Annotated in this window: 15 protein-coding genes and 1 pseudogene; 6 read left to right on the top strand and 10 right to left on the bottom strand. The window is 67.5% G+C overall.

Features of this window, described 5'->3' with window-relative positions; all coding sequences use genetic code 11:
* Positions 1-52: 52 nt before the first annotated feature.
* From IFSED24_RS17595 to IFSED24_RS17605, 3 genes are read left to right on the top strand one after another with little or no spacing between them, the layout of a single operon-like run.
* Positions 53-601, top strand: a complete 549-nt coding sequence (locus tag IFSED24_RS17595) for a hypothetical protein (RefSeq protein ID WP_491332791.1) — start codon at positions 53-55, stop codon at positions 599-601.
* On the top strand, positions 598-2256 hold the full coding sequence (locus IFSED24_RS17600) for a hypothetical protein (protein WP_491332792.1): 1659 nt from the start codon (positions 598-600) through the stop codon (positions 2254-2256). Before IFSED24_RS17595 ends, IFSED24_RS17600 begins: the two co-directional genes overlap by 4 nt.
* Positions 2257-2288: 32 nt before the next feature.
* Entirely contained in the window at positions 2289-3512 is a 1224-nt protein-coding gene (locus IFSED24_RS17605) for a hypothetical protein (protein WP_491332793.1), read from the top strand.
* A 133-nt stretch (positions 3513-3645) separates the two neighbouring features.
* On the opposite strand, the gene IFSED24_RS17610 is transcribed toward IFSED24_RS17605, so the two are convergent.
* The 7 genes and pseudogenes from IFSED24_RS17610 to IFSED24_RS17640 form a co-directional block, all read right to left on the bottom strand.
* Positions 3646-7386: a right-handed parallel beta-helix repeat-containing protein gene (locus IFSED24_RS17610; protein WP_491332794.1), complete on the bottom strand. Its 3741-nt coding sequence runs from the start codon at positions 7384-7386 to the stop codon at positions 3646-3648.
* Positions 7387-7500: 114 nt separating this feature from the next.
* Positions 7501-9048: a hypothetical protein gene (locus IFSED24_RS17615; protein WP_491332795.1), complete on the bottom strand. Its 1548-nt coding sequence runs from the start codon at positions 9046-9048 to the stop codon at positions 7501-7503.
* Positions 9049-9065: 17 nt separating this feature from the next.
* On the bottom strand, positions 9066-9944 hold the full coding sequence (locus IFSED24_RS17620; protein WP_491332796.1) for a hypothetical protein: 879 nt from the start codon (positions 9942-9944) through the stop codon (positions 9066-9068).
* Positions 9945-9949: 5 nt separating this feature from the next.
* Positions 9950-10372 carry a DcrB-related protein gene (locus tag IFSED24_RS17625; protein WP_491332797.1) on the bottom strand — a complete coding sequence of 141 codons (423 nt, stop codon included), beginning with the start codon at positions 10370-10372 and terminating at the stop codon, positions 9950-9952.
* Positions 10373-10394: 22 nt separating this feature from the next.
* Entirely contained in the window at positions 10395-11603 is a 1209-nt protein-coding gene (locus IFSED24_RS17630; RefSeq protein ID WP_491332798.1) for a hypothetical protein, read from the bottom strand.
* Between the two features lie 8 nt (positions 11604-11611).
* On the bottom strand, positions 11612-15082 hold the full coding sequence (locus tag IFSED24_RS17635) for an OmpA family protein (RefSeq protein WP_491332799.1): 3471 nt from the start codon (positions 15080-15082) through the stop codon (positions 11612-11614).
* An 857-nt stretch (positions 15083-15939) separates the two neighbouring features.
* Positions 15940-16236, bottom strand: a pseudogene (locus IFSED24_RS17640) (PAAR domain-containing protein); the annotation flags it as partial.
* 199 nt (positions 16237-16435) lie between these two features.
* Here IFSED24_RS17640 and IFSED24_RS17645 point away from each other — a divergent pair.
* Positions 16436-18829 (top strand): FlgD immunoglobulin-like domain containing protein, encoded by a 2394-nt coding sequence (locus IFSED24_RS17645; protein ID WP_491332800.1) that lies wholly within the window; start codon positions 16436-16438, stop codon positions 18827-18829.
* Between the two features lie 68 nt (positions 18830-18897).
* Positions 18898-20100, top strand: a complete 1203-nt coding sequence (locus tag IFSED24_RS17650; protein WP_491332801.1) for an NHL repeat-containing protein — start codon at positions 18898-18900, stop codon at positions 20098-20100.
* A 106-nt stretch (positions 20101-20206) separates the two neighbouring features.
* Here the strand turns inward: IFSED24_RS17650 and IFSED24_RS17655 are convergent, their stop codons facing one another.
* Both IFSED24_RS17655 and IFSED24_RS17660 read right to left on the bottom strand, forming a co-directional pair.
* Positions 20207-21892: an agmatine deiminase family protein gene (locus IFSED24_RS17655; RefSeq protein ID WP_491332802.1), complete on the bottom strand. Its 1686-nt coding sequence runs from the start codon at positions 21890-21892 to the stop codon at positions 20207-20209.
* A gap of 55 nt (positions 21893-21947) precedes the next feature.
* Positions 21948-22460: a DUF4833 domain-containing protein gene (locus tag IFSED24_RS17660; protein WP_491335077.1), complete on the bottom strand. Its 513-nt coding sequence runs from the start codon at positions 22458-22460 to the stop codon at positions 21948-21950.
* Positions 22461-22638: 178 nt separating this feature from the next.
* On the opposite strand from IFSED24_RS17660, the gene IFSED24_RS17665 reads away from it, so the two are divergent.
* On the top strand, positions 22639-23937 hold the full coding sequence (locus tag IFSED24_RS17665; RefSeq protein WP_491332803.1) for an NCS2 family permease: 1299 nt from the start codon (positions 22639-22641) through the stop codon (positions 23935-23937).
* A 128-nt stretch (positions 23938-24065) separates the two neighbouring features.
* Here the strand turns inward: IFSED24_RS17665 and IFSED24_RS17670 are convergent, their stop codons facing one another.
* The gene (locus tag IFSED24_RS17670; protein ID WP_491332804.1) at positions 24066-26294 is read right to left on the bottom strand and encodes an NADP-dependent isocitrate dehydrogenase; all 2229 of its coding nucleotides are present in this window, start codon (positions 26292-26294) and stop codon (positions 24066-24068) included.
* Positions 26295-26401: the final 107 nt, after the last annotated feature.

The raw sequence follows: 26401 nt of genomic DNA on the forward strand, positions 1-26401 counted from the left end.
AGCCACCGATCAACGACGCGAATCCTGAGAGGTGAATCCGATGAGAGCCGACATGATGAACCTGCGACGCGCCACGACCGTGGCCGTGTTCTGCCTGCTAGTCTTGGCGCTGCTCGCCATGACGGACCAGCCGGACGCCCTGGCCCAGCAGTCCGCTCCCGAGCCGGGAAGCATCGTCAAGATCCCGCTGGTCGCCGGCGACAGCCTGCAGGTCCGCTTCACCGAGCCCTTCGAGGCCGGCGATCTCGCCAAGGGTGAGACGCCTAAAGCCGAGGTGGCGGCGGACAAGGTCATCTCGGGTGTGGTGATGGTAACCGCGGGGACGCCGGTGACCTTCGCCGTGGTCCCCGATGCCGTCGAGGACAACGGGCGCGCGGGCAAGCCAGGCAAGTTCGAGCTGGTGTTCGAGTCCGTCACGGCGGTGGACGGGCAGTCCGTTCCCCTGACGGGGACGCTCGCGCGCAAGGGTTCGGGTCGCGGGATCATCGTGAAGATCTTCACGCTCTTCCTGATCAAGGGCGAGGATCCCGGGGTCGACCCGGAGGAGGTCTTCTGGGCCGAGATCGCCGAGAACACCTACGTCTACGCGGAGCAACCTTGAGCGAACAGAACGACATGAACGGTCCGGCCAGGCCCAGCGCCGCGGCGAAGCTCGGCCACCAGGTCCGGCGGGCGCTGCTGCTGGTGGCGGTGGTGGTGGGGCTGGTCGCGGCCTACTGGATCTGGGAGCGGTTCCGCATCGAGCGGTTCGAGGTCCAGGTGGTCGCGGATGTCGATTCGGTCGAGGCTCTCGCGGGATATCCCTACTCCGCGGACGAGCTGCTGGCCCTCATGGATTTCAGCGCCAAGCCCTCGCCTGACGGACCGGCGCTCACGCTCGACCCGGCAGAAGGTCCGCACGTCTGGTCGTTCGGCGTGCGCGGCGACGACCGGCGGAACGTCAAGAACCTACGGCTGCAGGGGGTGCTGGCCTGGCGCGGATCCAGCCAGGACGGCCTCCGGATTCCCCTGCAGTTTCCCAGGCTGTCCGACACGGATCGGTCGCGCTACATGCTGACGCTCACCATCAACGCCGTGCAGGATTTTTACGACGACTCCAGCGTCCTGACGGTCTTCAAGGTCGTCGACCGCGACACCAGGGCCGCGCTGCCGGGTCTGCGGCAGGCGCGCAGCGAGGTCGAGGGCTTCGCGGAGGGTTCTCCCGGCATCTACGAACTCCAGGTGAACGTAAGCAACCTGCTAGAGCACCATCGCTCCGGCGCGGACTCCCTGGTGTTCCACATCGTTCAGGACAGCGATGAGCGCGCCGCCGAGCGGCTGTCGTTGTCCGTCCCCCTGGCCTGGTTCTTCAGACAGCCGACCGCCGCCGAATCGCGCGTGCTGGCCGTGGAGTTCGTCACCGAGGTCGACCCGCTCTGTCCCTGGGTCACCGGCCTCGCGCCCGCGAGCGTGCGCCAGGACCGCTGGCCGGACCGGCTGGTCCTCTCCGGCGAGTTCCTCGACCGCACGAGCCGGATCTTGCTCCGTCGCCGGGGCCAAGACCTGGCCGGCGTCATCATCCGGAAGACCCCCACGCGGCTGGAGTGGCGGACCGATTCGCCGCCGGCTCCAGGCCGGTACGAGGTGATCCTGGAGAGCCCGGACTGCGACGAGACCTCGGGCGGTCGGCTGGACGTGACCGCGGCCCGGGTCCCGCTCCAGGCGCTGCCCCTGGCCGCGCAGGAGCATGCGCAGGGCGATGCGTTGGCACTCCGCTGGCAGCACGGCCACGTCCGCGGTCCGCTGGCCGTGGAGGTCTCCGGCGCCGGCGGCGTGGCGCCCTGGCGCCGGCTGGCCACGGTCGAGGCGGCGCTCGACGGCTACACCTGGCCGCAGATCGACCTCGCACCCGGAGCGTACATGGTCCGGCTGGTGCTCGCCGAGAACGGATCGACCGTGGCGAGCTGGCAACTGGACGTCGCCGCTCCGCGCGAGATCACCGTGGTGCTCCATTTCGTCGACGGCGACAAGGACTGGCGCGTCGGCCGGGTCTGGATCGACGGGATCGAGCTCACGGGAGAGCAGCTGCTGCCCACGGGGAGCCACGCCCGGTTGCCGCTCGCCCTCGGCGAGCACGCCTACCTGGCCATGGGGAAGGGGCACGACCAGAACGCCTACCTGGGCAGCTTCGTGGTCGAGCCACGCCACAATTTCCAGAACGCACCCGATTTCGACATCATCAGCCTCGATCGTGCCGAATCGAGGCGACGGGACTAGATTGACCGCACACCTGTCCAGGAGGGTCGCTCATGAAATCGACATTGCTGCGCATGATGGCGGTGGCGCTGCTGGCCACCCTCGCGGGTTGCGGCGGCACCTCCGACGGCCCGGGCCCCGCGGATGCCGATCAGCAGGCCGCCGGCTATGACGAGTCCATCGAGGACCTGCCCTCGCTGACCCGCCTCGATCAGTTCGACATCTACGGCGACCAGCGGACCGCCTGCGAGCGGCTCTACGACCAGACTCTGTGGCGCGAGTCGCTCGACTGCTGCCAGGAGCTGTGGAACGACCACGGCGCGGACATGAGCGTGCGCGGCAAGGTCCAGCTGCTCCAGCAGATGGGCAAGATCTACTGCATCACCGAGAACTTCGAGGAAGCCAAGGCCTGCTACACGGAGATCCTCACCCTCGATCGCTACTGGCTCCCCGAGGAGTTCGACGCCTATCCCACCACCTGGCGCGAGCCCATCATCGCCGCCTACCACGACCGCGACTACCTGCCTGGCCGCCGGGGCGGCTATCAGAACCTGGCGCTGCTCGACTTCGTGGTGGGCGACCTGACCCCCGACGAGCTGAGCCTCCAGGCGGCCGAGAAGGCGTTCGCCGACTACATCACCGCCTACCTCCAGGAGGCGCTGCGCGAGCAGCCCGGCCAGGGGCCCGCGCCGCTGCAGGTCGTCTCCTACCGCGAGCGCACCCAGCTCATGGCCGAACTGGCGACCCAGGACGGCCAGAGCTCGGCGCAGGCCATCACCGCCGACCTGGTGGACCGCTCGACCCTGGCCCAGGCAGGCCGGATGAAGGCGGTGCAGGCGTTCCTGCAGGGGTCGATCACGCGCCTGCACGACGACATCAACATCGCGTTCTACATCACCCGCGTGGAGACCGGCGACCAGACCTGCGGCGTGACCCGCGCGGGCAAGATCGACGACTGGGCCGCGGTGATGCGCGACGCGCTGTCGGCCTGCCTGGAGTGCGCCACGGGCCAGGCCGTCCTGCCGGGCGGCTCGGGCCTGGAGCAGCTGGGGCCCATGCAGCGCGCGGTGGCGTCGCTCACCGAGTTCCACGAGGCGCTGGCGTTGCAGGAAGAGGGCGACTACGAGCAGGCCATGACCCATGCCCAGGCCGCGGCGAGCATGCGGCCGGGGGTGCCCGAGTTCGCGCGGCTGGTGGGGGATCTGCGGTATGCGCAGGAGAAGATGGCCATGAGCGAGGGAGTGGATTTGCCGTCGCCGCGGTTGGGGAGTTTCTGATAGCCGTACGGTTGTGGTTGGGACGGTCGATTTCAGGTTCTACGTCCAAGAGGCAAACCGGAAGTACACTCCTCGACCGGACCACATGGGTATGGAGTTCTCCGGTGCCAATATCCTGACTGCAGGATGCTGGTCAACGGACCTTTCCAGCTCGATTAACCAGACGCTTTTGCGCGACTTGTGATGGCCCATCTCCTGTTCGCCTCGAATCACCAGACTGCCAAGATCGAACCCCCGTGCAACCCTCTCCGAATGCACCGATCACGCCGCACTCATCGTTGATGCATGGTGAGTCCGGCAGTAAGTGAAAGTCCTGTCCATCTGGGTCGCAGAACAAGGGGTCCGCTGCCATATTATCATTGATCTGATACTGACCGTCGATACACCCATCCCAGTTACCATCGCTATTTCCAAATACGTTCGAACAGCTCAATTCCGCCGCTCCAATGTAAGCGCCGGTGTCGCAACCGATGGCCTCGCCATAACCAAACACAAAGATCGAATTTGATATCATTGCCAACGTAGCTCCGCCGCAGAACAGGCCGGAGGCCCCGTCGTTCGCCGAGTTGAGCCAGAATGTACAATGGTCTAGTTCAAAGATAGTTTCGTCAGTGATATGGCTATAGATCCCACCGCCGCTCAGTCCACACCAGTTGGCAGCGAAGGTGCAGTATGAGATCGCGAACGTTCCATCAGGCATGCCACCTAGCTCCTCATAGCAGTAAAGGCCAGCGCCCCCTTCCTGTGCTTCATTGCTGACAAATACGCAATTCATCAGGCCGCTTCCGGTTACGATCTCATGGGCCCCGCCAAGCCAAGCGCCGCCACCCCATTGTGCTGAGTTCGCTTCGAACCAGCAGTTGTTCAGCAGTGGGAAGGAGTAGGAATAGGTAAACATCCCACCTCCTTCGATAGTAGCAACATTGCCGTATATCGTGCAGTTTCTTATCGTTGCGACGGAACTGTGGTAGCAATATATCGCACCTCCGCGCTGGGCACGATTGCCAGAGAATCGGCAGTTCTCGATTAATGGATAGGCACCGCTGATACAGGCAAGTGCCCCACCTCCATCGCCATAGTTGTCGTGGAAGATGCAATTTACGATTCTCAGGTTTGCCCAGTAGCAGTAAATGGCGCCTCCAAGGCCGTATTCGTTATCACTCGCGTATCCATTGATGACCGAAACCCCCCTGAGCACCCCATGGTATACGGGACCTTCACGGTCTGTGAGTTTGAAGCCACGATGTGGATTCGCAGCCGAGCCCTCGCAGTTGATGATGCACAGCTCCGGATCGTTACTCGCCGATCTAATCGTGAGGAGCTGGTCTCCGAAATCGACGTCTCGATTGCCCGCTCCACGATACTCGCCGTCGAGCAGTTCGATGATCATCCCGTCGATCGCGGCGTCGACGGCGGCCTGTATCGTCGGATAATCACCGGTTCCGTCTGCATTGACCGTGATGATTGGATCAATGATCGAGAATGATCCGGGGCTTGTCCCGTGTATCAGGCTGGCGGTGTCGGTGATCCTGATCTGGTAGTCTGAGGTCTGCTCAGAGCATTGGACTACTCCTGACCAGGTGAAAGAGCCATCGTTGCGCGTTTCGGCGGAGATAACGAAGCATGGCTCACCTAGATTGAGCAGTTCGATACGGACATACTCCCCGCAAGCGCCAGAATGTTGCCAGGTCAACGTTTGGTCAGAGCCTATAAACCAGTTAGCGCCATCTTCCGGTCCCGTGACGACAATCTCGCAATCTACGTCTATCCTGAACGTCCCCTCGCTCTCGTCGCTCGTGCCGGTCTCGAGGTCGGTGATGCGGATCCGGTAACCCGAATCCATGCCGTCGCATTGTGCGATCTCGTCCCAGACGAATTCACCGTCGTTCTGGGTCGCGGCCGCGAGTTCCAGGCATACGGTGTCGTACCAGAGTAGCTCGATCCGGACATCGTCCCCGCAGTCCCCTGCGGTGGACCAGGTGATCGGATACGAGGAACCGATGGCCCAGATCTCGCCCCCGTTGGGGCTGGTGAGCGCAAGGCTGCAGCTCGCGTCGATGCCGAACGGCTCGTCGCTATCGTCGCTCGTTCCGGTGGTCAGGTCGGTGACGCGGATGCGATAGTCGGATACTGCGTCACCGCACGCCACCACATCCTCCCAGTCAAACTCCCCGATGTTCGGTGTCACCGCCACGATCTCGTGGCAAACGCTGCCTTGATGCAGCAATTCGATGCGGACGTCCTCGCCACAGCCACCGAAGGTCGTCCAGGTGATAGTCTCCTTCGTGTGGACGCGCCAGTTCTCGCCGCCATTGGGGGTCAGGACCAGGAGTCGGCAGTTCGCAGCGATGCTGAATGGGCCGTCGCTCTCGTCGGATGTCCCGGTCAGGGGGTCTGTGATGCGGAGGCGATAACCACTCACAAGTCCGTCACACTGATCGACGGCATCCCAGGTGTAAAGTCCGGTATTGGGCGTGGCCTCGGTAATCACGCGGCAGACCATCCCGCCATTGACCAGTTCGAGGCGGACAATGTTTCCGCAGGCTCCAGAAGAGGTCCAGGTGATGGTCTCCGGGGCACCGATGACCAGTTCTTCCCCGCCATCGGGGCTGGTGATCGCGAGGGCGCAAAACGTCCCGATGGTGAAGGGCATGTCGCTCTCGTCACTCGCCCCGCTCGCGACGTCTGTCACCCGGATCCGATATCCGACCGCGGCATCATCACAGGCTTCGACTGCCCATCCGTGATGCCCATCGTTGGCTGTCTCTTCCACGATATACCGGCAGGCTTCGCCGGTGAGCACATCGACCAACTCGATCGTCACCTGTTCGCCCCAGCCATGGGTGACGCTCCAATTGATCGCGATGATCTCACCGGGATCAAGCACGTCCGTGTCGAGTTCGGTTACTGTTACCTCGGCCAGGGGTGGGAAGGAGCAGTCTTCAAGATCATCGCCGAGTAGAACGGGCTGCATGGTGTCGGGGCCGGCGATGAAGAAGGCGCTCTCGGGGTGGATGCAGAAGGGCTCGCTCGCTTCGGAGCCGTGAGCGACGAGGTAGAACGCGATGTCGCTGCCCGGGATCAGGCCAGAGCCGGGCCCGTCCAGGTCCTCGCTCCAAAACTTGAGTCGATAGGCTTGCATGCCGGTCACGAAGTCGAGCTCTACTAGGTCCCAGTGCAGTGCAGGAGGCAAACCGGATCCGGCCCAATGATGAATGCGGCTGCCTGGATCGATGAGAAGGCTCACACTGTCCGCTGCGGCGAGGACGAACCGGAGGTCCACTCCAGTGAGCAATTCGGAATTGACCAGGCCGATCGGGTAGATCACCCGTGGGTTTGGTGTGTCCTCGCCGGCCCTTTCCGACAAGGCCTGAGCGGCGATTCCGGGGTAGATGACCAGGGCTGTTTGATGCTCTGGATTCGTCTCGGTCATGACGACGCGGACGGTCCGGTCGCCATCGTCGACCTGGACCGGGAAGGTTGTCTGCCCGAGCAGCGAACCGGTCGACACGAACAAGCGCCAGAAGGACCACTCGGATTCCACCGCGATTTCGAGGACTGTAGGCTCTCCACTGGCAACCTGTAGGGCCACCGTCGGGAGGAGCTCGGGATCGTCGAGAGCGGGCCGGCAGGTGTAGGCGCTCGCGCTATCGGGGCCCAGGCTGTAGAGCTGGATCCGGAAGGAGTCCGGGGGGGAATCCTTGAGTCCGGTTCGGGCCGAGGCGGGTGGATAGAGCAACTGCAGCCCGAGGGAGCCATCTCGGGATGGAGGTGGTGACTCCGGTTCGCCGAGTTCGCAACCGATGAAGATCATGGCGATTAGCAGGGCGGCGAGGACGACGGAACGGCCTGGAGGTGTGAACATTCGGTGCATGCCGATCCTCCCTCAATATGAACGGGCCACGGGTCATGAAATCGTGAGATGAATACCTGTCGCTCTTGGCGAGATGTTATATAGCGGAGTGTAGCACAGGAGGAACCCCCGGAACTAGACCTTGCCGGGGAAGGGCTGGGGAATCAAACCCAGCTCGATCTGGGTCAGCTCCGGAACGTGGGTATGGCCAAGCACGACCAGGCGGATCGAGGGCTGGCCGTTCTTCTTCTTGCTGCAGGCGAACAGCTTGCTCATCAGTTGCCGGGCTTGGGATTCCAGCGACATTTCGGATAAGAGCACTTTCAGATCCTTGATCAGGCTGCCCTTGAGCACATCGTTCTGGATGTAGGTACTGGTCTTAGCGAAGCCGGCGTCATACCTCCAGGGCCAATTGATCTCGCGGTTGGCGTAGTGGGTGAACTTCATCGGCCGGCGGTAATAGTTCTTGTCGTTGTTGTAGATATCGTGGCGGTGACCGTGTTCAAAGGCGATCACGTCATTTAGGCCGCGGCGCTCCAGCGGGCCCACGATCTCGTCCTTGGCCGTCCACTCCAGCGCGACGTCCTTGTCATTGAAGACGAGGTCCACATCCTTGTCCTGGCGCAACTGCAAGTACTTGTTCTTCGCCAGTGTGTCGTGATTGCCGCGGATCACCGTCAGCTTCCTCCAGAAGGGTTCACTCTCGTTCTCTGGCTGATAGCGGGCCTTGATGGCCTTCTCGATCGCCGCGATATCATTTTCTCTCTCATTCGTAACCAGAACGTCGAGATGCTGGTCCAGCCAGCAGGGTGAGCCGGCCGCTTGATCTCGGGCTTGCTGCAACCAGTCGATGAATTCCGCCATGAAGGAGTTCTTGGCGGGCTTGTCGTTGATGGCGAGCAGGAGAGCCTGGGCGATGGTGCCGTCTTGCCACCAGTTGGGACAGGCATTGTAAGTGCGCTCCTTGCCCAGAAAAGCCTGAATGCCGGGGAAAGTCTCCGCCTTGAAAGCGAGGGAGGGGACGGTGTAGCGGTCGGTCCTGGTCTTGATCGTACGCGTAGTCTTTTCATAGGCCGTGTAGAGCTCGATCTCTTCCCTATCGTGGTGCCGACAGATGAAGTCATAGGCCAGATCGAAGATGATCTGGACGTGCCAGATCTCGAAGCAATCGCCGCACTGGATGATATTGGCCGGAGGCAGGCCATGCTCTTTGGCGAGATAGTTGACGAGGCTGAAGAAGTACTTGCCGAGCGAGCAGCGTTTGCCGTCGGGTTCGATATCCGAATGCCATCGCAACTGTCGATCCGACACGGTGAAGTCATCGAGCGGAGTTTCCCGGAAAAGACTCATGTGCAGGTCGCCGATGAAGACCAGAGGCTCATCGCCGGTCAGCGGTTCGCCGGGAAGGATGATGTGCTGGAGCACGCATGGCTGTCCCTTGGGCTTCGCCTTGTCGGCGCCATTCAGGATGTCCCTGATTGTCTGCGAATCGATGCTTTCGATCCCGAGATCCTTCTCGCCCGTGAAATTCATCCACGAACAGAGAGCGATCTCGCCCTTGTGGACGATGGCGAAATCGGTCCGACCGTTGCACCAGCAGCCAACGTTGAGGTAGGCGCAGGGGGGAATGGTTGGGCCGACAGCGAAGGTGTGGCCCGTGCCTACTGCGAACTCATGATCCAAGACGAGCTCCGTTCGCCTCAGTCATCCTTCTCTCTGACTTTCAGCTTGCAACGTCCCGCCGGGATGTCGTCGAAACGCGCATAACCGTTGTCGTCGAAATCCGACGTCCGCTCGACCCCGTCCGGCAGCGTCAACACGACCTCGTACTTGGCCGCCTGCGACGGCGTCCCCTCGAACCGGAACTCAACGAAATCCTTGAACCGCAAGATCCCCGACTCCAGCGCCTCCCCGGCCCGGAACCCGTAGATGTCCACCACGAAGAAGTACTCGGGATGCCGGTACTCCTTGCCGTAGGGGTCGAGGTCGTCCTTGCCCGGGATCTCGTCGGTGTCCTCGGCGTACTCGTACTGCCAGCGCACCTCGAGCTTGTCCTCGAGCACCTCGCCGCTCAGCGTGGTGACCAGATCGTGGGCGCCGTCCTCGTCGTACTCGAAGATGTCGATGGTGCAGGGGGTGCGGACCGGGACGTCGCGGACGCTGGCGCTGAGGGTGAGGATATCGCCGCGGCGGGCCTCCGCCGCGCTCCACTTCAGCTTGGTGATCTTGGGCGGCAGCAGCACCGGCACGCTGTTGGACTTGCCCGTGGCGTTGCCCGACCCCGGCAGCTTGACCTCGAAGTAGAGGAGCGCGCCGGCGGGCAGATCGTCCTTCAGTTCGATGGCGCCGCGGTACTGGTTGTAGCGGATCTTGTCGGTGAGCTTGCCGCCCTCCTCGCCGCCCTCGGTGCGGGCGGTGATCTCGATGGGCGCGCCGCCGCCCACGAACGCGGTGCGCACTTCCAGCTCGGCCGTGCCGCCGGCCACCACCCGGTTCTGCACCCAGGTGGCGGCGATCACCGACGAATCCAGCTTGACCTCGTGCTTCTGGTCGGTGCTCTTGGTGAACTCGAGCGCCATGGTTCCTACCCCTCGACCTGGAACGAGCGGATCATCATGTCGATGGCCGCCCCGAGCGTGCGCGCGGTGAGCTTGCTGTACTTGCCCTGGAAGGTGAAGGCGGTGCCGCCGCGGAAGACGAAGACCTGGCGGCCGAACTCGGGCTGCTCCTGGCCCGGATTCCACTTGTAGACCAGCTCGTAGGCCGGCGAGCCGTCGTCCAGCTCCAGCGACCCTTCCTTGAGGATCTCCATGCCCGCCTGGCTCGCCTGGAGCATGGCGATGCGGTCCCTGGCGTAGTCCTCGAGGGTCTTGTCACCAGGGTCGTCGTCCACCAGCACGCTGAGGCTGTGCTGGACGCCGGCCTTCTGGGGGCCGCGGAAGAAGTAGATCGACTCGTCGGTCCAGCCGGGGGGCAGGTCGATGGAGATGCGGCGGTTGGTTCCCATGATCACGCTCCCGGGTTCCCTCTCAGTGATAGCACCGGATCCAGGGGCCCGCCCCCAGGTAGACGCGGCCGGCGGGGTCCATGAGCGGACGGCAGGCGAGCTGGCTGCCGGTGTCGAGGCGGACCAGTTCCTCGCCGTCCTCGCGCAGCTGGATGCAGTGCGTGCCGGCGGTCAGGAGGATGGTGCGGTCGGCCAGCACGGTGAACAGCGGGCGGTACTCGCCGCTGAAGGGGATCTCGTAGGCCCAGCGGAGCTGGTCGCCCTCGTAGTGCAGGAGCTGCGAGCCCACGAGGAGGTACGCGTGCCCGTCGGGGGCGCTGGCCGGGGGCTGGACGAGGGGGCCCTCACCGACCGCCACTTCCCAGGCCGTCGCCCCCGCGGAGTCGAGGCAGCGGAGCAGGCGCCGACCCTCTTCTTGCAGCACCACCAGCAGATCGCCGGCGAAGTCGAGGGACGCCGCCTCGATGAACTCGGCGTCATAGGTGGCGACGTCCGCGTCGTCGGCGGCGTCGGCAGCGAACGTGTGGATGCCGCGCGAGGTCACCAGCCGCACCAAGGCGCCGGACTCGTCGCGCAGGACCTGGAGCAGCGTGTCCTCCACCTTGAATCGCCAGCGGTAGTCCATCTCGGCGGGATCGTAGCGGTGGTAGGCGGCGGCTTCGGGCTCGTCCATCTCGGCGGGGTCGCTCTCGGGCACGGTGGCGATGCCGAAGGCATAGCGGATCTCTCCGGGGGCGTCGGCGCTGTAGAAGAGGTGCACGAGCTCGGCCAGCAGCGGCAGGGTCTCGCTGGCGAGGGTGCGGCCGTCGAAACCGTAGACGGTGCGCAGGCCGAGGGCGTCCATGGTGGCCAGGCCCCGGTCGGTCATCTGGAACTCGAAATCGGGGGTGACCGGCCGGGTCCACTGGACCTCTCCCGTCGCGGCCAGCCGCGCTTCGAGCCGCTCGGGGTAGTGCACGAGGAGCTGGTCCCGGTGCAGCGCCAGGTGGCCCGGCGGTTGCCCGTGCATGGTGTCGGCCGAATCGCGGGTCCAGGCGATCTCGCCGCCGAGTCGTCCGGTCACCGGCAGGTACGAGCGGGCCTGGCCATCGCCGAAGCGGTCGGTGTTGAGCATCTGGATCGAGGTCATGTCGGTCTCCTGCGGCCGGCATCCGTTGCCGGCCAGGGCGGTGGCCGCCACGGCGGCCATGAGGACAAGGAGGAACCCGCGGGCTCGGTGCTTTCCAGGCATGGGAATGCTCATATCTCCTCGAGGGTGAACGTGTCGTCGAGCTTGTCGTCGGCGAAGTCCTTCAGGAAACGTAGCGCGGCGAGCATGGTGCCGCCGGTGCGATTGAACAGGGCGTCGCGCACGGTGTCGGCGCCCACGGTGCGTCCGATCTGGATCACCCGGGCGTCGCTCTCGAGCTCGGTGCCGTGGTTCAGGATGTCGGGATCCCGGCGGTAACGGAGGTGGAAGTTCCAGTGGCTGGTCTCGGCCGCGGCGAAGCCGCCCAGGACGTTGACGAAGATGTTCTGGACGTCCTTGGTGCCGCCGACCAGCCGGTAACGGCCGGTGAGCTGCCGCAGCGAGCGGTCGAGCAGGTCGCGCCGGGTCTCCTTGGCGCCGGCGGTCCAGACGAGGCCGGCCTCGTCGACGAACTCGATCCACAGCTTGGGGCGCACGCAGAGGACCGCCTGGTAGGTGCGGTCCTGGCCGGCGTGGAATCGCTGGATCGAGGCCTCGTCCTCGCCGACCCAGTGGAGCGAGAGGTAGACCTGGGTGCGCGGCGTCTCGGCGATCCGGTACTGCCGTTCGTGGAAGTCGGGGTCCTGGAGCTTGGCGGCCAGCGCGACATGGCTCGGGTTGCGGGTGTAGGTGAGGCTGGTGTCGTCGTGCTCGAAGCGGGCCACGTAGCGGCGCTCGCCCACCAGGTCGCGCAGCGGGGCGGTGCCGCCGCGCCGCTGGAGGTAACGGATGGCGTAGGCGAGGTAGTGCAGCCGCGGCGACCCGTTGGTGTACATCATGGCGTTGCCGTTGCGCGCCATGGTGTAGCACTCGTAGAACTGCTCGAAGGCCGGCAGCCCGCCCGCCCGCTTGATGTACTCGTCCGACTGGCCGGTGGCGTGCCCCAGCTCGTGGGCGAAGGTGAACTTGCCCCAGCGGAAGCCGTACTCGCGGTGGGCGGCGCCGGTGCCCAGTACGCCGTCCAGGTTCCGTTCCCAGGTCGACTTGGCCAGCTTGAGGATGGAGAACGGGCGGTCGCCGCCGTTGCGGTTGGACCAGCAGTAGGAGCCGCCGGTCTTGGCGGCGGGGAAGTCGTCGCGGGCGACGGTGGCCAGGAAGCGCGCCTGCCCGCCGAAGGCCGCGCGGCGGGCGTCGGTGACGCAGGCGTGGTTGAGGATGCCGGCCACGGCGTCGCGGGCGTCGTCGGCGGCGGCGTCGCGGGTCTTCCGCTGCGCCGCGGTCTCGCCGGCCGGGCTGGCCACGCCGTAGCCGGGGCTGGGCAGGTCGGCGATGTCGACGGTGAAGGTCTCCTTCTCCTCGAAGAACCAGAACGGCCGGATGCGCAGGGCGGGCACGGCGTCCGCGCGGACCTCCTCGAGCCAGTAGTTCTTGTGGTTCCAGTGCTCCATGGCGTTGTAGACGCCCTCGTCCACGAAGCGCAGGACGTCGGCGGCGCTGGGCAGGGGATTGCCCCGGTCGGCCCGCCGCGAGTCGCGGATGAAGTTGATGGAGACGTTGTAGAGGTAGAACGACGTGGGGTGCTCGCCGTCCATGTGGAGCTGGTGGAAGTAGTGCGCCTCGTGGTCGCCGGTGTAGCCGAACTCGTGGTTGTAGTGGTCCATCTCCCAGTGCGCGTGGTGGTCGGCGTCGTTGCGCACGGCGGCGCGGGCGCCCACCACGTGGGTGCCGGCGCGCCAGTTGGGCGCCGCCGCGGTGCGCTTGCGGCCGATGGTGTAGAACCCCTCGCGGAAGGCCACGATCTTGGCGTGGGGGACCAGGGCGGTGATGCAGTTTCGTTCTAAGGGGATGCGCGCCGACTTGGGGTCGTTCTCGTCGGTGCGGTAAAGGCGCAGCGCCGACGTCTCGGGATCGACCCGCAGGACCTTGACCCGCGACCCCGCCGCCAGCGCCTTGGGGGTGTTGCTCCCGTCGGCGTCCTGGATGGCCTGGGTGCCGCCCGCCCGGTCGAGCAGCACGACGTCGTCGAGGCTGAAGACGAGTGGGCTGTCGCTGGTCATGGTCGCGTCGCCATAGGGCTTGATGCCGTCGCGCTCGAGGATGCGCTGGAAGGTGTCGCCGCTGCCGAGGTCGCTGGCGTCGCGGGCCCAGTAGTTGGTGGAGAACCAGGCCGCGGGCAGGTCGTGGTGCTTGTGCTTCTCGACGTCGCTCAGCCGGGCCCAGGCCTCGGCGTCGACGGTGCGGATCTCCGAGTCGGTCTCGGTGTCGGCGGTGTAGACGTACCGGTCGGCGGCCTCGAAGCCGAAGTGCAGATCGTGGTCGGTGTCCTGCTCGACGTCGGGCCGGTAGACCTGCACCTGGTAGACGCCGGCGTGGTAGCGGTTCCGGGTGCGCAGCTCGCCGGCGTTCTTGCCGTAGGCCTTGAGCTGCAGGCCCCGGGGCACGTCGCGGAACGTGCCGTGGACGCGGTCGAAGTAGATGAACTTCAGGAAGTAGGGGACGGTCTCGAGCTCGTAGGGGTCGATGTAGACCGGGGTGAAGTGCGCCTGGTGCCAGATGGGGCACTCGGCCGCGGTGTGGGCGCGGTCCAGGACAAGCGGACAGTCGATGACCGGCACCTCGCCCTGGTCGAAGAAGAGCACCTCCACGCGGCGGTTCTTCTGCGAGCGGTAGCGGTCGCGCTGGGCCTCGTCGATGGGGAACGACTCGCCGCAGGCCACCAGGCGGTTGCGCTCGTCGGCCCAGCGCAGGTGGCGCTCGCGTTCGGCCGGCAGCTCGGTGACGGTGAGGTCGAGGGCGTCGGCCATCTCCTCCAGGTAGAGGTCGAAGACCGCGCGCCAGAGCTCCTCGGGCCACAGGTGCCGGGAGTTGCGCTTCACGGTGCCGGTGAGCGCGGGGTCGAGCGGGGTCGGCCAGCCCTGGGGACCGAGGTCGCGCGCGTTGGCGAAGGTCATGGCGTAATGCTCGTTGTAGCGCTCGATGAAACGGGAGAGCGCGCCCTCGGTCCTGTCGCCGTAGACGTCGTCGATGTCGCCCGGGTCGCAGGGCCAGTCCCAGCGCGGGTTGGTGGCGAAGAACTTGAGGATCTGCTGGTGGTCCTCCACCTTCTGGCGCTGCACGCAGACCCCGGCCCAGAGGTCGCGCTCGCCCTCGAGCAGGTAGCGCACGTCGAGGCCGCGCTGGCGGGCGAGGGCGTAGTTCAGCTCGAAGCCGCCCGAGGTGTCGGTGTGGCCGGCGATGAGGATCGACTGCTGCGGGTGGGCCTCGAGCTGGCGGAAGACCGTGGCCAGCGCCCGGATCCCGGTGAAGGTGATCTGGCTGCCGTCGCGCTCGGCTTCGGCCTGGCTGGTGCCCTGGTCGCCCTGGCCGCTGCTGGGACCCTCGGGGGCCTCGGGCATCATCACGCAGCTGTTCAGGTGGAAGAGGACGTCCTCCATCTCCAGGATGCCCAGCTCGATGCGCCGCAGCTGCACCTCGGCGGGGTCGCCCGTGCGGACGGGCGCCAGGCCGAGCAGTTGCTTGAAGGTGGCCAGCAGCTTGGACACCGTGCGCTCCTTCTGGGGGCGGCTGGTTGCAGTCAGGCGCGCACGTCCAGCGAGATCCTGAACCGGCCGCAGGGGACGTCGTCGGCCACGACCTTGCCGGCGTCGTCGGTCTTGGCCACGCGGATCTCCCCGTTGGGGAAGAAGATGCGGAGCTCGCGCCGGGCCAGGGCCGCGCCCTCGTCGTCCTTCACGGTGACCTCGAGCTTGTCCCGCAACTGCAGCAGCGACGAGTAGGTTTTGAGCGAGCCGATGCTCGCCTTGAAGACGTAGAACGGATTGGAATAGCGGCCGCGCTCGTGACACTCGTCCTGATAGGCCAGGAGCTCGTCGGTGACCTCGGGCCGCCAGGTCTCCTCGACCGCGTCGCCCTCCACGCTGGACTCGATGGTGTGCACCAGCTCGTCGGGACGGTTGGTGTCGCGGCGGAAAATCTCCAGCACGGCCGGCGTGCCCGCGGCAAAGCCGGCCGTTGCCACCTTCAGCGTCACGTCCTCGCCGACCTTGTGGCGCGCGGCCGACCAGCTCGCCGCCGTGATGGCGCGCAGCTTGATCTCGTAGTCGCCCGCGGCGAGGCCGGTCTTCTGGATGCCGCCCATGAGCTGGCCGCGTTCGGCGGTGTTCTCGGGCCCGGACATGTCGTAGAGGATGCCGGTGATGGGGTGGCCGCCCTTGTCGGTGAACGCCACGTCGAGGGTGTGGCCTTCCTGGCCCTCGTCCTCGCCGCTCTGTGCGTCGCCGCCGGCGCCTTCTGCGGCGCCCGCCTCAGCGGACTCGCCCGGACCGGCCTCGTCGCCGCTCCCGCCGGCGCCGCCGCCGCCACCGCCGCCCGCTCCGCCGCCGGCGCCGCCGCCGGTCTCGCCGATGAGCACGGTGGGCTCGCCCATGACGATGGGCGCCGGGCCCATGGGCGGGCACAGCGCCTGGTCGCCCATGCGGGCGGCGGGCATGCCGCAGATGAGGACCCCGGCGCTGCCCAGGGTGATGGGGCCGCCGACGTGGGGAATGGGCGTGGGGGCCGGCACGGCCATGGGGCACGAGGTCATGTCGCCCAGGCGCGCCGCGGGCTTGCCGCCGATCAGGACCGTCGGCGCGCCCGCGGTGATCACGCCGCCGTGCGCGGTGCTATCGCCCATTCTGGCCGCAGGTTTGCCCATGCGAATCGTCCCTCCAGACTCGCGCCATCTCGTGACCGGGGACGAGAATATACCACCATATCGGGGCCGGATTCAGTGAAAATCTGGAGCGGCGGGCGCGGGGCCGGCGCGCGCATTCCGATGAGCGCTCCGTCGCGGCGGGATCCGTGGTATAATCCCTGAGCAATTCTGTCTGACCCACCACGACAGGGGGATCGTCATGCGTGGAATCGCCCTCCTCGTAGCCTGCGTCATCCTCGTCCTATCGGCCGACCTCTCCGCCCAGGAACCCTTCGACTACGCCACCACCACGCGCCTGACCGGCACGACCGCCCTCGGCAGCGAGCCCGTGCGCCTCGACGTGCGCGGCGACCTGGCCTGCGTCGCCGACCTCCTCGACCTGGTCTGCCTCGACGTGTCCGATCCCGGCGAGCCGCGCGCGGTGGGCCAGATCGCCCACGACGGCGCCATCCGCGACGTGACCTTCCTCGACGACACCCACGTCGCGCTGGTCGGCGCCACCGGCTGGCTCCGCATCTACGACGTGTCCGCTCCCGAGGCGCCCGCGCCCGTGGGTTTCGTCGACCTGAACCTCGCCGCCGGGCGCGCCACCCTCGCCGGCCCGCTGCTGGTGGTGCTGGGCGCCACCGGCCTGAAGTGCGCCGACGTGAGCGATCCCACCGCGCCCGTCCTCGCCGGCTCGGGCCTCACCGACCTCGAGTTCCGCGGCATCGCCACCCTGCCGTCCGGCCAGGTCGTGGTGACCGGGAACGAGAGCATCCGGCTGGTGGACCTCGCCGACCCCGCCGACCCGGTGGTGGTCGACACTCTCATGCCGTGCTACTACCCGTATGGCCCGATGTACTTCGACGTGGTCGTGGCCGGCGACCTCATCTTCCTCACCGCCGAGCAGCCCATGCCGGTGGGCGCCAAGGACGGCGACCGCCAGCTGCCGTACCTCGTCTACATGGTCGACCTGCTGCAGCCGGACGACGACGGGCTGGTCGCCTACTGGGAGACCAACTGGAACGCCGATCTGCGGCTGCACGCCGCGGTCGGCGACCTGGTCTACGCCAGCGTGGACGAGACCCTCGTCATCTTCGACGCCGCCGTCCAGCCCGCCAACGTGCACGCCCTCGAGCCGGTCCTGGCGCTCGAGACCCCCGCCGCGATCAACGATCTCGCGGGTGGCCAGAGCTCGGTGGTCGCCGCCCTCGCCGCGCCGGCGCTGGCCACGCTGCCGGCCGCCGAGGCGGTGGGCGTGCCGGCGGTGTCGCGGTTCGGCCGCGGCCAGTTCGGCGGGTGCCTCTCGTCGCGCTGGGCCTGGTCCATCACCCGGGGCGACCTCTACTACCATCCCGGCTACAAGTCCTACCTCTGGGACCTGGCCGACCCGCTGCACCCGACCAGGCGCGACAGCGCGTCCTGCTCCTACGGCTTCGAGTTCTTCTACGACCACCGCGCCATCACCGCCCGCGGCGACCTGGTGATCTTCCGCACGAGCGGCCCCGGCGCGACCTACCTCTCCCTCGAGGACTTCGGCCAGGATCCGCCCACCACGGCCGGCTTCGACAACATGCACCGGGTCGCGGTCTTCCTGGACGGTCTGTTGCTCACCTACCTGAGCGACGGCTACGGCGAGGAGGATCTCGACGTGTTCGACATCGCCGATCCCGCCGTGCCAGTCGAGATGTCCTCCCTGGCCATCGAGGGCCAGCGCGCCGTCCGCCGTCTGACCGGCACCCGGGCCCTGGTCGAGTGCCGGATCGGCACCGGTCCGCGCCACCTCCAGCGCCTCGATCTGGACGACCCCGCCGACCCTCAGCTCACCGGCTACATCGAGATGAACCAGAACGTGACCGCCCAGACGGTCCGCGGCGACCTCGTGCTGGTGGGCGACTACAACGGCGACGTTCTCGTCATCGACCACACCACCATGACCCTGCTCGGCACGCTGCAGCGCGCGGATTCCGGCCGCGTGGTCTCGCTGGCCGCGACCGCCGAGCGCATCTGGATCTGCTGGAGCCAGGCCGGCGTGGCGCTGGTGGACCTCGCCGACCCCACCCAGCCCGCCCTCGTGAGCGAACCGGTGGCGCTGCCGGGCTCGCTCGGCGGCCTCGTGCCCGCGCCCGATGCGCCGGCCGCGTACGTGGACTGCGACCTGCTCGGGGTCCAGCTCGTGACCGCCGCTCCGGACGGCACGCTGGAACTGGTGGGCGGCGGCGGCCTCACCGCCCGCGGGGTCGGCTTCTGCGGCGACTACGTCCGCACCTACGGCGCGCTCCTGCAGCCGGCGGTCCTCGACCTCACCGCGGCGCCGATCACGTTGCCGGGTCCGGTGAGCCGATCGGTGCGCGCCGTGCCCAACCCGTTCAACCCGCAGACCGTCCTCTCCTTCGCCACCGCGGCGCCGGGAGCGGTCGACCTGGCGGTGTACGACCTGCGCGGCCGCCTGGTGCGGCAATGGCGCCTGGACGTGGCCGCCGCCGGCGAGCACGCGGTGAGCTGGGACGGGCGCGACGAGGGCGATCGCGAGGTGGCGGCCGGCGTCTACCTGGTGCGGCTGAAGACCGCGAACGGCAGTGCGAGCGGACGGGTCTGCCTGGTCCGCTGAGCGACGGGAGTGCAACTCGATCCGCCGGGGAGGCGTAGACCTGCGGTCCCTTTCCGGAAGGATGGTCCATGCGCTTCCTCGTCGTGCTGATGCTGCTCGTGTCCGCCGCCGCCACCGCGGCGCCCCTGCTCGTCCCGTCCACCGCGCCGCGGGAGGACCCCGGCGAGATCACCCTGGAGCCGTTCTGGTCGCGCGGGGGCGAGGACGACGCCGAGGTGCTCTTCGGGATCCCCGTGGACCTGGCCGTCGACGCCGCCGGCAACGTCTACGTGGTGGACAACCAGCTCGCCCAGATCCACGCCTTCGACCGCGACGGCGCGTTCCTCGGTGCGTTCGGCGGCGAGGGCGAGGGGCCCGGCGAATTCCAGCGCCCCATCGGCGTGGTGGCGCTGCCGGACGGCACGATCGCGGGCGGCAGCCAGATGGGCGGCCGCTTCGAGCGCCTGGCCGTCGACGGCACGCCCCGCGGCACGCTCCACCTCGGCCCCGACGGCCCCCAGTCGGGCTTCCTCGTGCTCTACGGCGCCGACTTCCGTGGCGGCACCTTCCTGGTGGCCTCGGCCACCAGCGCCTTCGACCAGGCCACCGGCACCATGAACCGCGTCCAGAACCTGGACACCTACGGGCTGGACGGCGCGCTGCGCGGCCACGTCGTGGCCGCCGAGTTCGAGATGGACTTCACGGGCGCGAGGCCGCTCAAGGAGAAGGAGATCCTGCGCCAGTTCCTCATGGTCCACGCCGTGGGCCCGGACGGCCGCATCTACGTGCCCCAGGCGCGCGACCGCTACGCCATCGACGTCTACACGGCCGACGGCGAACAGGTCCTCCGGATCACCCGGCCCGACTTCACCGCACCTCCCCGCAACGACCGCGAGCGGGCCCGCCTCGAGGCCCTCGTCGACAGCTGGCGCCGCAACGCCGGCCTCGATCTCCAGGTGGAGCTGGAGGACCACGAGATGGTCATCCAGGACCTCTTCGTCGACGACCGCGGCCACCTCTTCGTCCGCCACGCGGCCAGCGCCCGCGACCTGCCCGACGGCGTCTTCCTGCGCCTCGACGAGTTCACCCCCGACGGCGCCTGGCGCCGCGAGGTGCTGGTGCGCGGCGTGGGCGATCCGCTCATGGACACGCTCGCCTGGCTCGGCGACGGCCGCGTGGCCGTGCTGCGCGGCGGGGTCCTGGTCGAGCTGGAGCAATGGCGCGATGCGGCGGTGTACTGGGAGGGGGAGGACGAGGTGGTGCCCGAGCTGGTGGTGTGCGGCTGGCGCTAGGCTCTGTCTGAAAGCCCTCTCATCGCGCTGCACACCGGCACGACCCGCTCCCTTCGTTGCGGATCCTCGCCTTCGCTCGCCTGATGAAGACTGGACCGGACGCGAGTCAGCGCTGCAGCAGCACCCTTGCGGTGGCCTGCTCTTCGCCCAGGCGCAACACCGCCAGATACACTCCCGAAGCCACCGCCTGTCCGCCGTCGTCCTGCCCATTCCATTCCAGGGTTACCGGTCCCTCCGGCAACACCCCCGAATGCAAGGACCGCACGCGCCGCCCCCGCACGTCATAGAGCGTCAGGCTGCACGGCCGTCCCTCCGCCCCGCGCACGCGTAGCCCGGTGCGGGGATTGAAGGGATTGGGCCAGGCTCGTATCGACAAGGCGGGCGCCGGTGCGATTGCCCCCACCGTCGATCCTGCGGTGAATCGGTAGGCCGCCGGATCCGCACCTCGCGGCAGTGAGGCCAGCCGACCGCTGGCGTCGGCTGCCTCCAGCCGGTACTCCACCGTGGCTCCCGGCGCCGGCGCCGGGATGTATGCCACGAACGAGTCGGCGCCGACCGGGGCCAGCACCGTCTCCTGCCAGTCCACCGTACCCGTCGCGCGCCAGCGTAATCGCTGACTCGCAGCCGGCAGCCCCGCCCCGCTGCGGTCGTCGATCCAGGCTGCGATGCGCACCTCGACTCCTGCCGGCTGCGGCGAGTCCACCGGAGCGTGGAGCAGACGCAACATGCCAGGGTCGAAGATGCCCATGGTGCGGCAGTGCAGTGCGTCGTAGTCGTACCAGCCCGACGAGTGGAAGCCCAGGACCTCGTAGCCGGGCATGGCCGCCTCGTACGTGGCCAGCGCATCGTCGTCGGCTGCGATACCGAACAGCGGCACCAGGACCTGGCGGTCGAGGATGAGCGCGTTGGTGTAGGCGGCCGTGGCGTTGCCCTCGTAGACGTCGCAGAAGATGCGGAGCACACGGTAGGGTCGACCGTAACACGTGAGCGCGCTGGCGAAGGTGGCCGCCACGTCGTCGCAGCAGCCCGACTCCGGGTGCCACGACGGCACCTCCTTCACCAGCACGGTCTCCTCGTCGAGGAGCTTGGCGTAGCAGTCGATGTGCTGGATGCCGTAGATCTCGGGTTCGAGGGTGAAGCGGTAATCGCCGGTGCCCATGACCGTGGCGGTGCGCTGACGGAACGTGTGCTCGTCCATGGCCGGCGCGTTCTCGTCTAGCATCTGGCTGGTGGACCAGGCGATGCCCAGGCCGTCGGTCATGATGTTGCCGCCGGTGAGGTAGGCGAAGAGCGGGGCCAGCGGCACGCCGAGGTGGGCGGCCACCACGGCGGGCAGGGCGTCGTCCTCCTCGTAGCCGCGGCTCCGGCTCGAACGCCCGGGAAGGGCGCGCGGCGTACCGTCCTGACAGCCCGGCACCCAAGGGTAGCCGGCGAACCAGGGGTCGGCGTAGGCCATGACTCCTGCGGCGTCGAATACCGCCTGCGGGCCCCAGTCGCGGGTCCACATGCTCCAGAGGTTGCCGCGGATGAACTCCACCTGGTCCAGATCCACCCCGGCCGCATCGAACGCCGACCTGGCCTGGTTCTCGGCGCTGGCGGTCTCCACCAGGGTGTAGAGGACGTGGTTGCTGGCCAGGGCGCGGACCAGTTCCATGGGGATGCCGAGCGGCCAGCGGACGAGCGTACCCAGGGCCGGCTCCCACTCGGCGACCATGCGGGGACCCGGAGACGGCTGGGCCAAGCAGGGGTGGCAGGACAGGAGGATGGCGATGACGAGCAGGTAGCGCAGCATGAAGTTCCTCGCGGCCGGTGTTGACGGTACGCGTGGAATGATACCACGCCGAGACTCAGGGCAGGTACTTCTCGTATCGTGCTTCCCCGGTCTCGATGTCGTTCCCGAACAGCTCGAGGTACTCCACCGAGGGCAGCATCCCGCCCTCCTCGGCGAAGATGTAGATCCTCTCCAGGATCGCCTGACGACCATCGATCTCGATCATCGCCCGGAAGGTGTCGGCCACCGCATCCACCACCACGTCCCGTCCGATGTCGGCCTTCATCTCCAGCACGAGACGGTTGCCGTCGCGCTCGCGGACCTTGAAGCCGTAGGCCATCCTCTTCTCGATGCCCTTCAGGTCCTTGCGCGCGCCATCCTCGGCCAGCCGCAGCCAGTAGACCTCCACCGGGTCCTTCGGCTGCAGGTTGCCGTCGGGTTGAACGAGGGCGTCGTAGACCACGATGTTGGCGTTGGTGTTGCGCTCGATGTGGAAGAGGCGCTGGGCGGCGGCCTCGGCGGCGGGGACCGGCGAGGGCGCCAGCGACAGTAGCGCAGCGGTCAGCAGGAGACGGGCGGCAGGTTTCATCAAGACGGTGACCTCGGGCTGCAGAGGGTGTTTTCGGTGCAGCCGACAACATACCACTGGTCGGGCCCACCCTGCATCTCCGCTTTACACTTCGGCGCCGCGTGGCCACCATGAGTCCTGACCCGTTGCCGTGGCGGCGGCCCGGACCGCAGCCGCGGGGAACGAGAGGAGCGGCCGCATGCTGGAGCGACTCTTCAAGCTCGAGGCCTCGGGGACCAGGCCGTCCCGCGAGATCGCCGCCGGGGTCACCACCTTCCTGACCATGGCCTACATCATCTTCGTCAACCCCAACATCCTGGCCGAGACGGGCATGGACCGCGGCGCCCTGATCACCGCCACCATCCTCGCCAGCGCCATCGGCACCCTGCTCGCCGGCCTCTGGGGCAACGTGCCGTTTGCCATGGCGCCCGGCATGGGGCTGAACGCCTTCTTCGCGTTCTCGCTGGTGATCGGGCAGGGCGTGAGCTGGCAGACCGCGCTCGGGGTGGTGTTCGTCTCGGGCGTGATCTTCCTCGTGCTCACCATCGCGGGGGTGCGCAAGTACGTGATCACGGCCATCCCGCTCGAGCTGCGCCTGGCCATCGCGGCGGGCATCGGCCTGTTCATCACCTTCATCGGGGCGCAGAGCCTGGGCCTGATCGTGGACGACCCCGCCACCCTGGTCGCGCTCGGCCGCCTCGACACGCCGGTGGTGCTGGGGCTGGTCGGCCTGCTGCTCATCGCGGTCCTGGAGATCCGCAGGGTGAAGGGGTCGATCCTCATGGGCATCGTGGCGGTCACCGTGCTGGGCATGGTGTTCGGCGAGGTGGACCTGCCCGCGGGGGTGGTCGGCACGCCGCCGAGCCTGGCGCCCATCTTCCTGCAGATGGACGTGCTGGCGGCGCTGAAGCTGGGCATGTGGGGCGCCGTGTTCTCGTTCATGTTCGTCGACCTCTTCGACTCGGTGGGCACCGTGGTGGCCTGCTCCTACGAGGCGGACCTGGTGCGCGAGGACGGCAGCATCGAGCGGATCGACCGCGTGCTGGAGGCCGACGCGGTGGCCACCGTGATCGGCGCCATGCTCGGCACCAGCACCACCACAACCTACATCGAGTCGGGCGCCGGCATCGCCGAGGGCGGGCGCACGGGCCTGGCCTCGGTGGCCACGGGCGTGCTCTTCCTCGCGGCGCTCTTTTTCACCCCTCTCGTGGGGATCGTGCCGGCCTTCGCCACGGCGCCGGCGTTGATCATCGTCGGGGTCTACATGTTCCGGAACGTGGCGCGCATCGACTTCTCGCGGCTCGAGAGCGGGATCCCCGCGTTCGTGACCATCGTCCTGATGCCGCTCACCTACAGCATCAGCATGGGGCTGGCGTTCGGGTTCCTGACGCACATCGTCGCCATGCTGGCCGCCGGCAAGGGGCGGGCGGTGCATCCCCTGATGTGGGCCATCGGGGCGCTGGCGGTGCTGGATATCGTGCTGACGGCGGTGGCGTGAGGTGGGCGGGGAACCTGAAATCCTTCAAGTATCTGTGGTAAAATAAGATATGCCTCCGTCGTCCCCCGGGGGTTCTTCCCGGATGAATGGATTCATTCCTGAAAGAACCCCCGGATGGCGTCGGACCCCTACAGCGCGTCGATGATCGCGTTGAACGTCGCCGACGGCCGCATGGCGCGGTCGCAGCGCGACGGATCCGGATGGAAGTACCCGCCCAGATCCACCGCCTCGCCCTGCGCCGCCAGCAGCTCGGCGGCGATCGTCTCCTCGTTCTCGCTCAGCGCCGCGGCCACCGGCGCGAACCGGGCCTTGAGTCCGGCGTCCTCGTCCTGCGCCGCCAGCACCTGCGCCCAGTAGAGCGCCAGGTAGAACGTCGCGCCCCGGTTGTCGATCTCGTGCACCTTGCGCGACGGGTAACGCGCGTGCTCGAGGTACTGGCCGATGGCCTCGTCCAGGGTCCGCGCCAGCAGCGCGGCGGTCGGGTTGCCGGTCTGCTCGGCGACCTTCTCCAGCGACGGCACCAGCGCGCAGTACTCGCCGAGCGAATCCCAGCGCAGGTGGCCCTCGGCGAGGAACTGCTGCACGTGTTTGGGCGCCGAGCCGCCGGCGCCGGTCTCGAACAGCCCGCCGCCGTTCAACAGAGGCACGATGGACAGCATGCGGGCCGAGGTGCCCAGCTCGAGGATGGGGAAGAGGTCGGTGAGGTAGTCGCGGAGCACGTTGCCGGTGACGGCGATGGTGTCCTCGCCGTTGCGGACGCGGGCGAGGGTGAACGCCATGGCCTCGACCGGCGCGAGGATGCGGATGTCGAGGCCCGCGGTGTCGTGCTCGGGCAGGTAGGCCTCCACTTTCTTGATCATCTCGGCGTCGTGACCGCGGGCGGAGTCGAGCCAGAAGACCGCCGGCGCGCCGGTGGCGCGGGCGCGCGCCACGCCCAGCTTCACCCAGTCGCGGATGGCCTCGTCCTTGGCCTGGCACATGCGGAAGATGTCGCCGGTCTCGACGTCCTGGGAAAGCAGCACGGTGCCGTCCTCGGCGACCACGCGGATCACGCCGGGGCCGGACGCCATGAAGGTCTTGTCGTGGGAGCCGTACTCCTCCGCCTTCTTGGCCATCAGGCCCACGTTGGCGACGCCGCCCATGGTGGCGGGGTCGAACTGGCCGCGTTGCTGGCAGTCCTCCACCACGGTCTGGTACATGGTGGCGTAGCAGCGGTCGGGCACCATGGCCACGGTGTCCTGGAGCTCGTCGTTCCGGTTCCACATGCGGCCGCCGTCGCGGATCACCACGGGCATGGACGCGTCCACGATCACGTTGTTGGGCACGTGGAGGTTGGTGATGCCGTGGCGCGAGTCGACCATGGCCAGGGCGGGGCCCGACTCGTAGCAGGCCGCGATGTCGGCCTCGACGGCGGCCTTCTCGGCGGCGGGCAGGCGGTCGAGCTTGTCGAGCACGTCGGCGAGTCCGTTGTTCACGTCGACCCCGACCGCGGCGAGCGCCTCGGCGTGGGGCTCGAGGGCGTCGGCGAAGTACACGGCGACGCAGTGGCCGAACATGACCGGGTCGGAGACCTTCATCATGGTGGCCTTGAGGTGGAGCGAGAGGAGCGCGCCGTCGGCCCTGGCCGCGTCCATCTGCGCCGCGTAGAACGCGCGCAGCGCGGCCACGTTCATCACCGCGGTGTCGATCACCTCGCCGGCAAGCAGCGCGAGCTTCTCCTTGAGCACGGTCACCGCGCCGGCGGGGTCGACGTGCTCGATGCGTACGCTGGTGGGCGCGGCCACGGTTACGGAGCGCTCGCTGCCGTAGAAGTCCTTCTCGGTCATGTGGGCCACGCGGGTCTTCGAGCCCGACTCGGGCCAGGGCTTCATCATCCGGTGCGGATGCTTGCGGGCGAAGGCCTTCACCGAGGCGGCGGCCCGGCGGTCGGCGTTGCCTTCGCGCAGCACCGGGTTGACGGCCGAGCCGAGGACCACGGCGAAGCGCGCGCGCAGCGCCTTCTCCTCGTCGGTCCGGGGCTCCTCGGGGAAGTCGGGGATGTCGTGGCCCTGGGCCTGCAGCTCCCTGATCGCCTCCTGGAGCTGGGGGATGGAGGCGCTGATGTTGGGCAGCTTGATGATGTTGGCGTCGGGCGACTTGACGAGGTCGCCCAGGCGCGCGAGTTCGTCGGGGATCTTCTGGGCGTCGGTGAGGCGCTCGGGGAAGTTCGCCAGGATGCGGCCGGCGAGGGAGATGTCGGCGGTCTCGATGGCGACGCCGGTCCCCCGGGTGAAGGCCTGCACGATGGGCAGCAGGGCGTGGGTGGCCAGGGCCGGCGCCTCGTCGATCTGCGTCCAGGTGATCTTGGCGGAAGACATGGTTCATTTCCCCTCTGCGTTGTACACGATCCAGCGCGGCCTGCGCGCCCGGCCAGGGTCCGATCCCGAACAGTCAAGAATATATGCAAAAACGATGATCACCAGTG

This window comes from Candidatus Latescibacter sp. IFSED24 (genome assembly GCF_058273205.1).

Coding starts and splice junctions, on each gene's coding strand:
- IFSED24_RS17660 (WP_491335077.1), bottom strand. CDS start 22,460: ATGAAACCTGCCGCCCGTCTCCTGCTGACCGCTGCGCTACTGTCGCTG.
- IFSED24_RS17620 (WP_491332796.1), bottom strand. CDS start 9,944: ATGGCGCTCGAGTTCACCAAGAGCACCGACCAGAAGCACGAGGTCAAG.
- IFSED24_RS17630 (WP_491332798.1), bottom strand. CDS start 11,603: ATGCCTGGAAAGCACCGAGCCCGCGGGTTCCTCCTTGTCCTCATGGCC.
- IFSED24_RS17645 (WP_491332800.1), top strand. CDS start 16,436: ATGCGTGGAATCGCCCTCCTCGTAGCCTGCGTCATCCTCGTCCTATCG.
- IFSED24_RS17670 (WP_491332804.1), bottom strand. CDS start 26,294: ATGTCTTCCGCCAAGATCACCTGGACGCAGATCGACGAGGCGCCGGCC.
- IFSED24_RS17650 (WP_491332801.1), top strand. CDS start 18,898: ATGCGCTTCCTCGTCGTGCTGATGCTGCTCGTGTCCGCCGCCGCCACC.
- IFSED24_RS17665 (WP_491332803.1), top strand. CDS start 22,639: ATGCTGGAGCGACTCTTCAAGCTCGAGGCCTCGGGGACCAGGCCGTCC.
- IFSED24_RS17595 (WP_491332791.1), top strand. CDS start 53: ATGATGAACCTGCGACGCGCCACGACCGTGGCCGTGTTCTGCCTGCTA.
- IFSED24_RS17610 (WP_491332794.1), bottom strand. CDS start 7,386: ATGCACCGAATGTTCACACCTCCAGGCCGTTCCGTCGTCCTCGCCGCC.
- IFSED24_RS17605 (WP_491332793.1), top strand. CDS start 2,289: ATGAAATCGACATTGCTGCGCATGATGGCGGTGGCGCTGCTGGCCACC.
- IFSED24_RS17655 (WP_491332802.1), bottom strand. CDS start 21,892: ATGCTGCGCTACCTGCTCGTCATCGCCATCCTCCTGTCCTGCCACCCC.
- IFSED24_RS17625 (WP_491332797.1), bottom strand. CDS start 10,372: ATGGGAACCAACCGCCGCATCTCCATCGACCTGCCCCCCGGCTGGACC.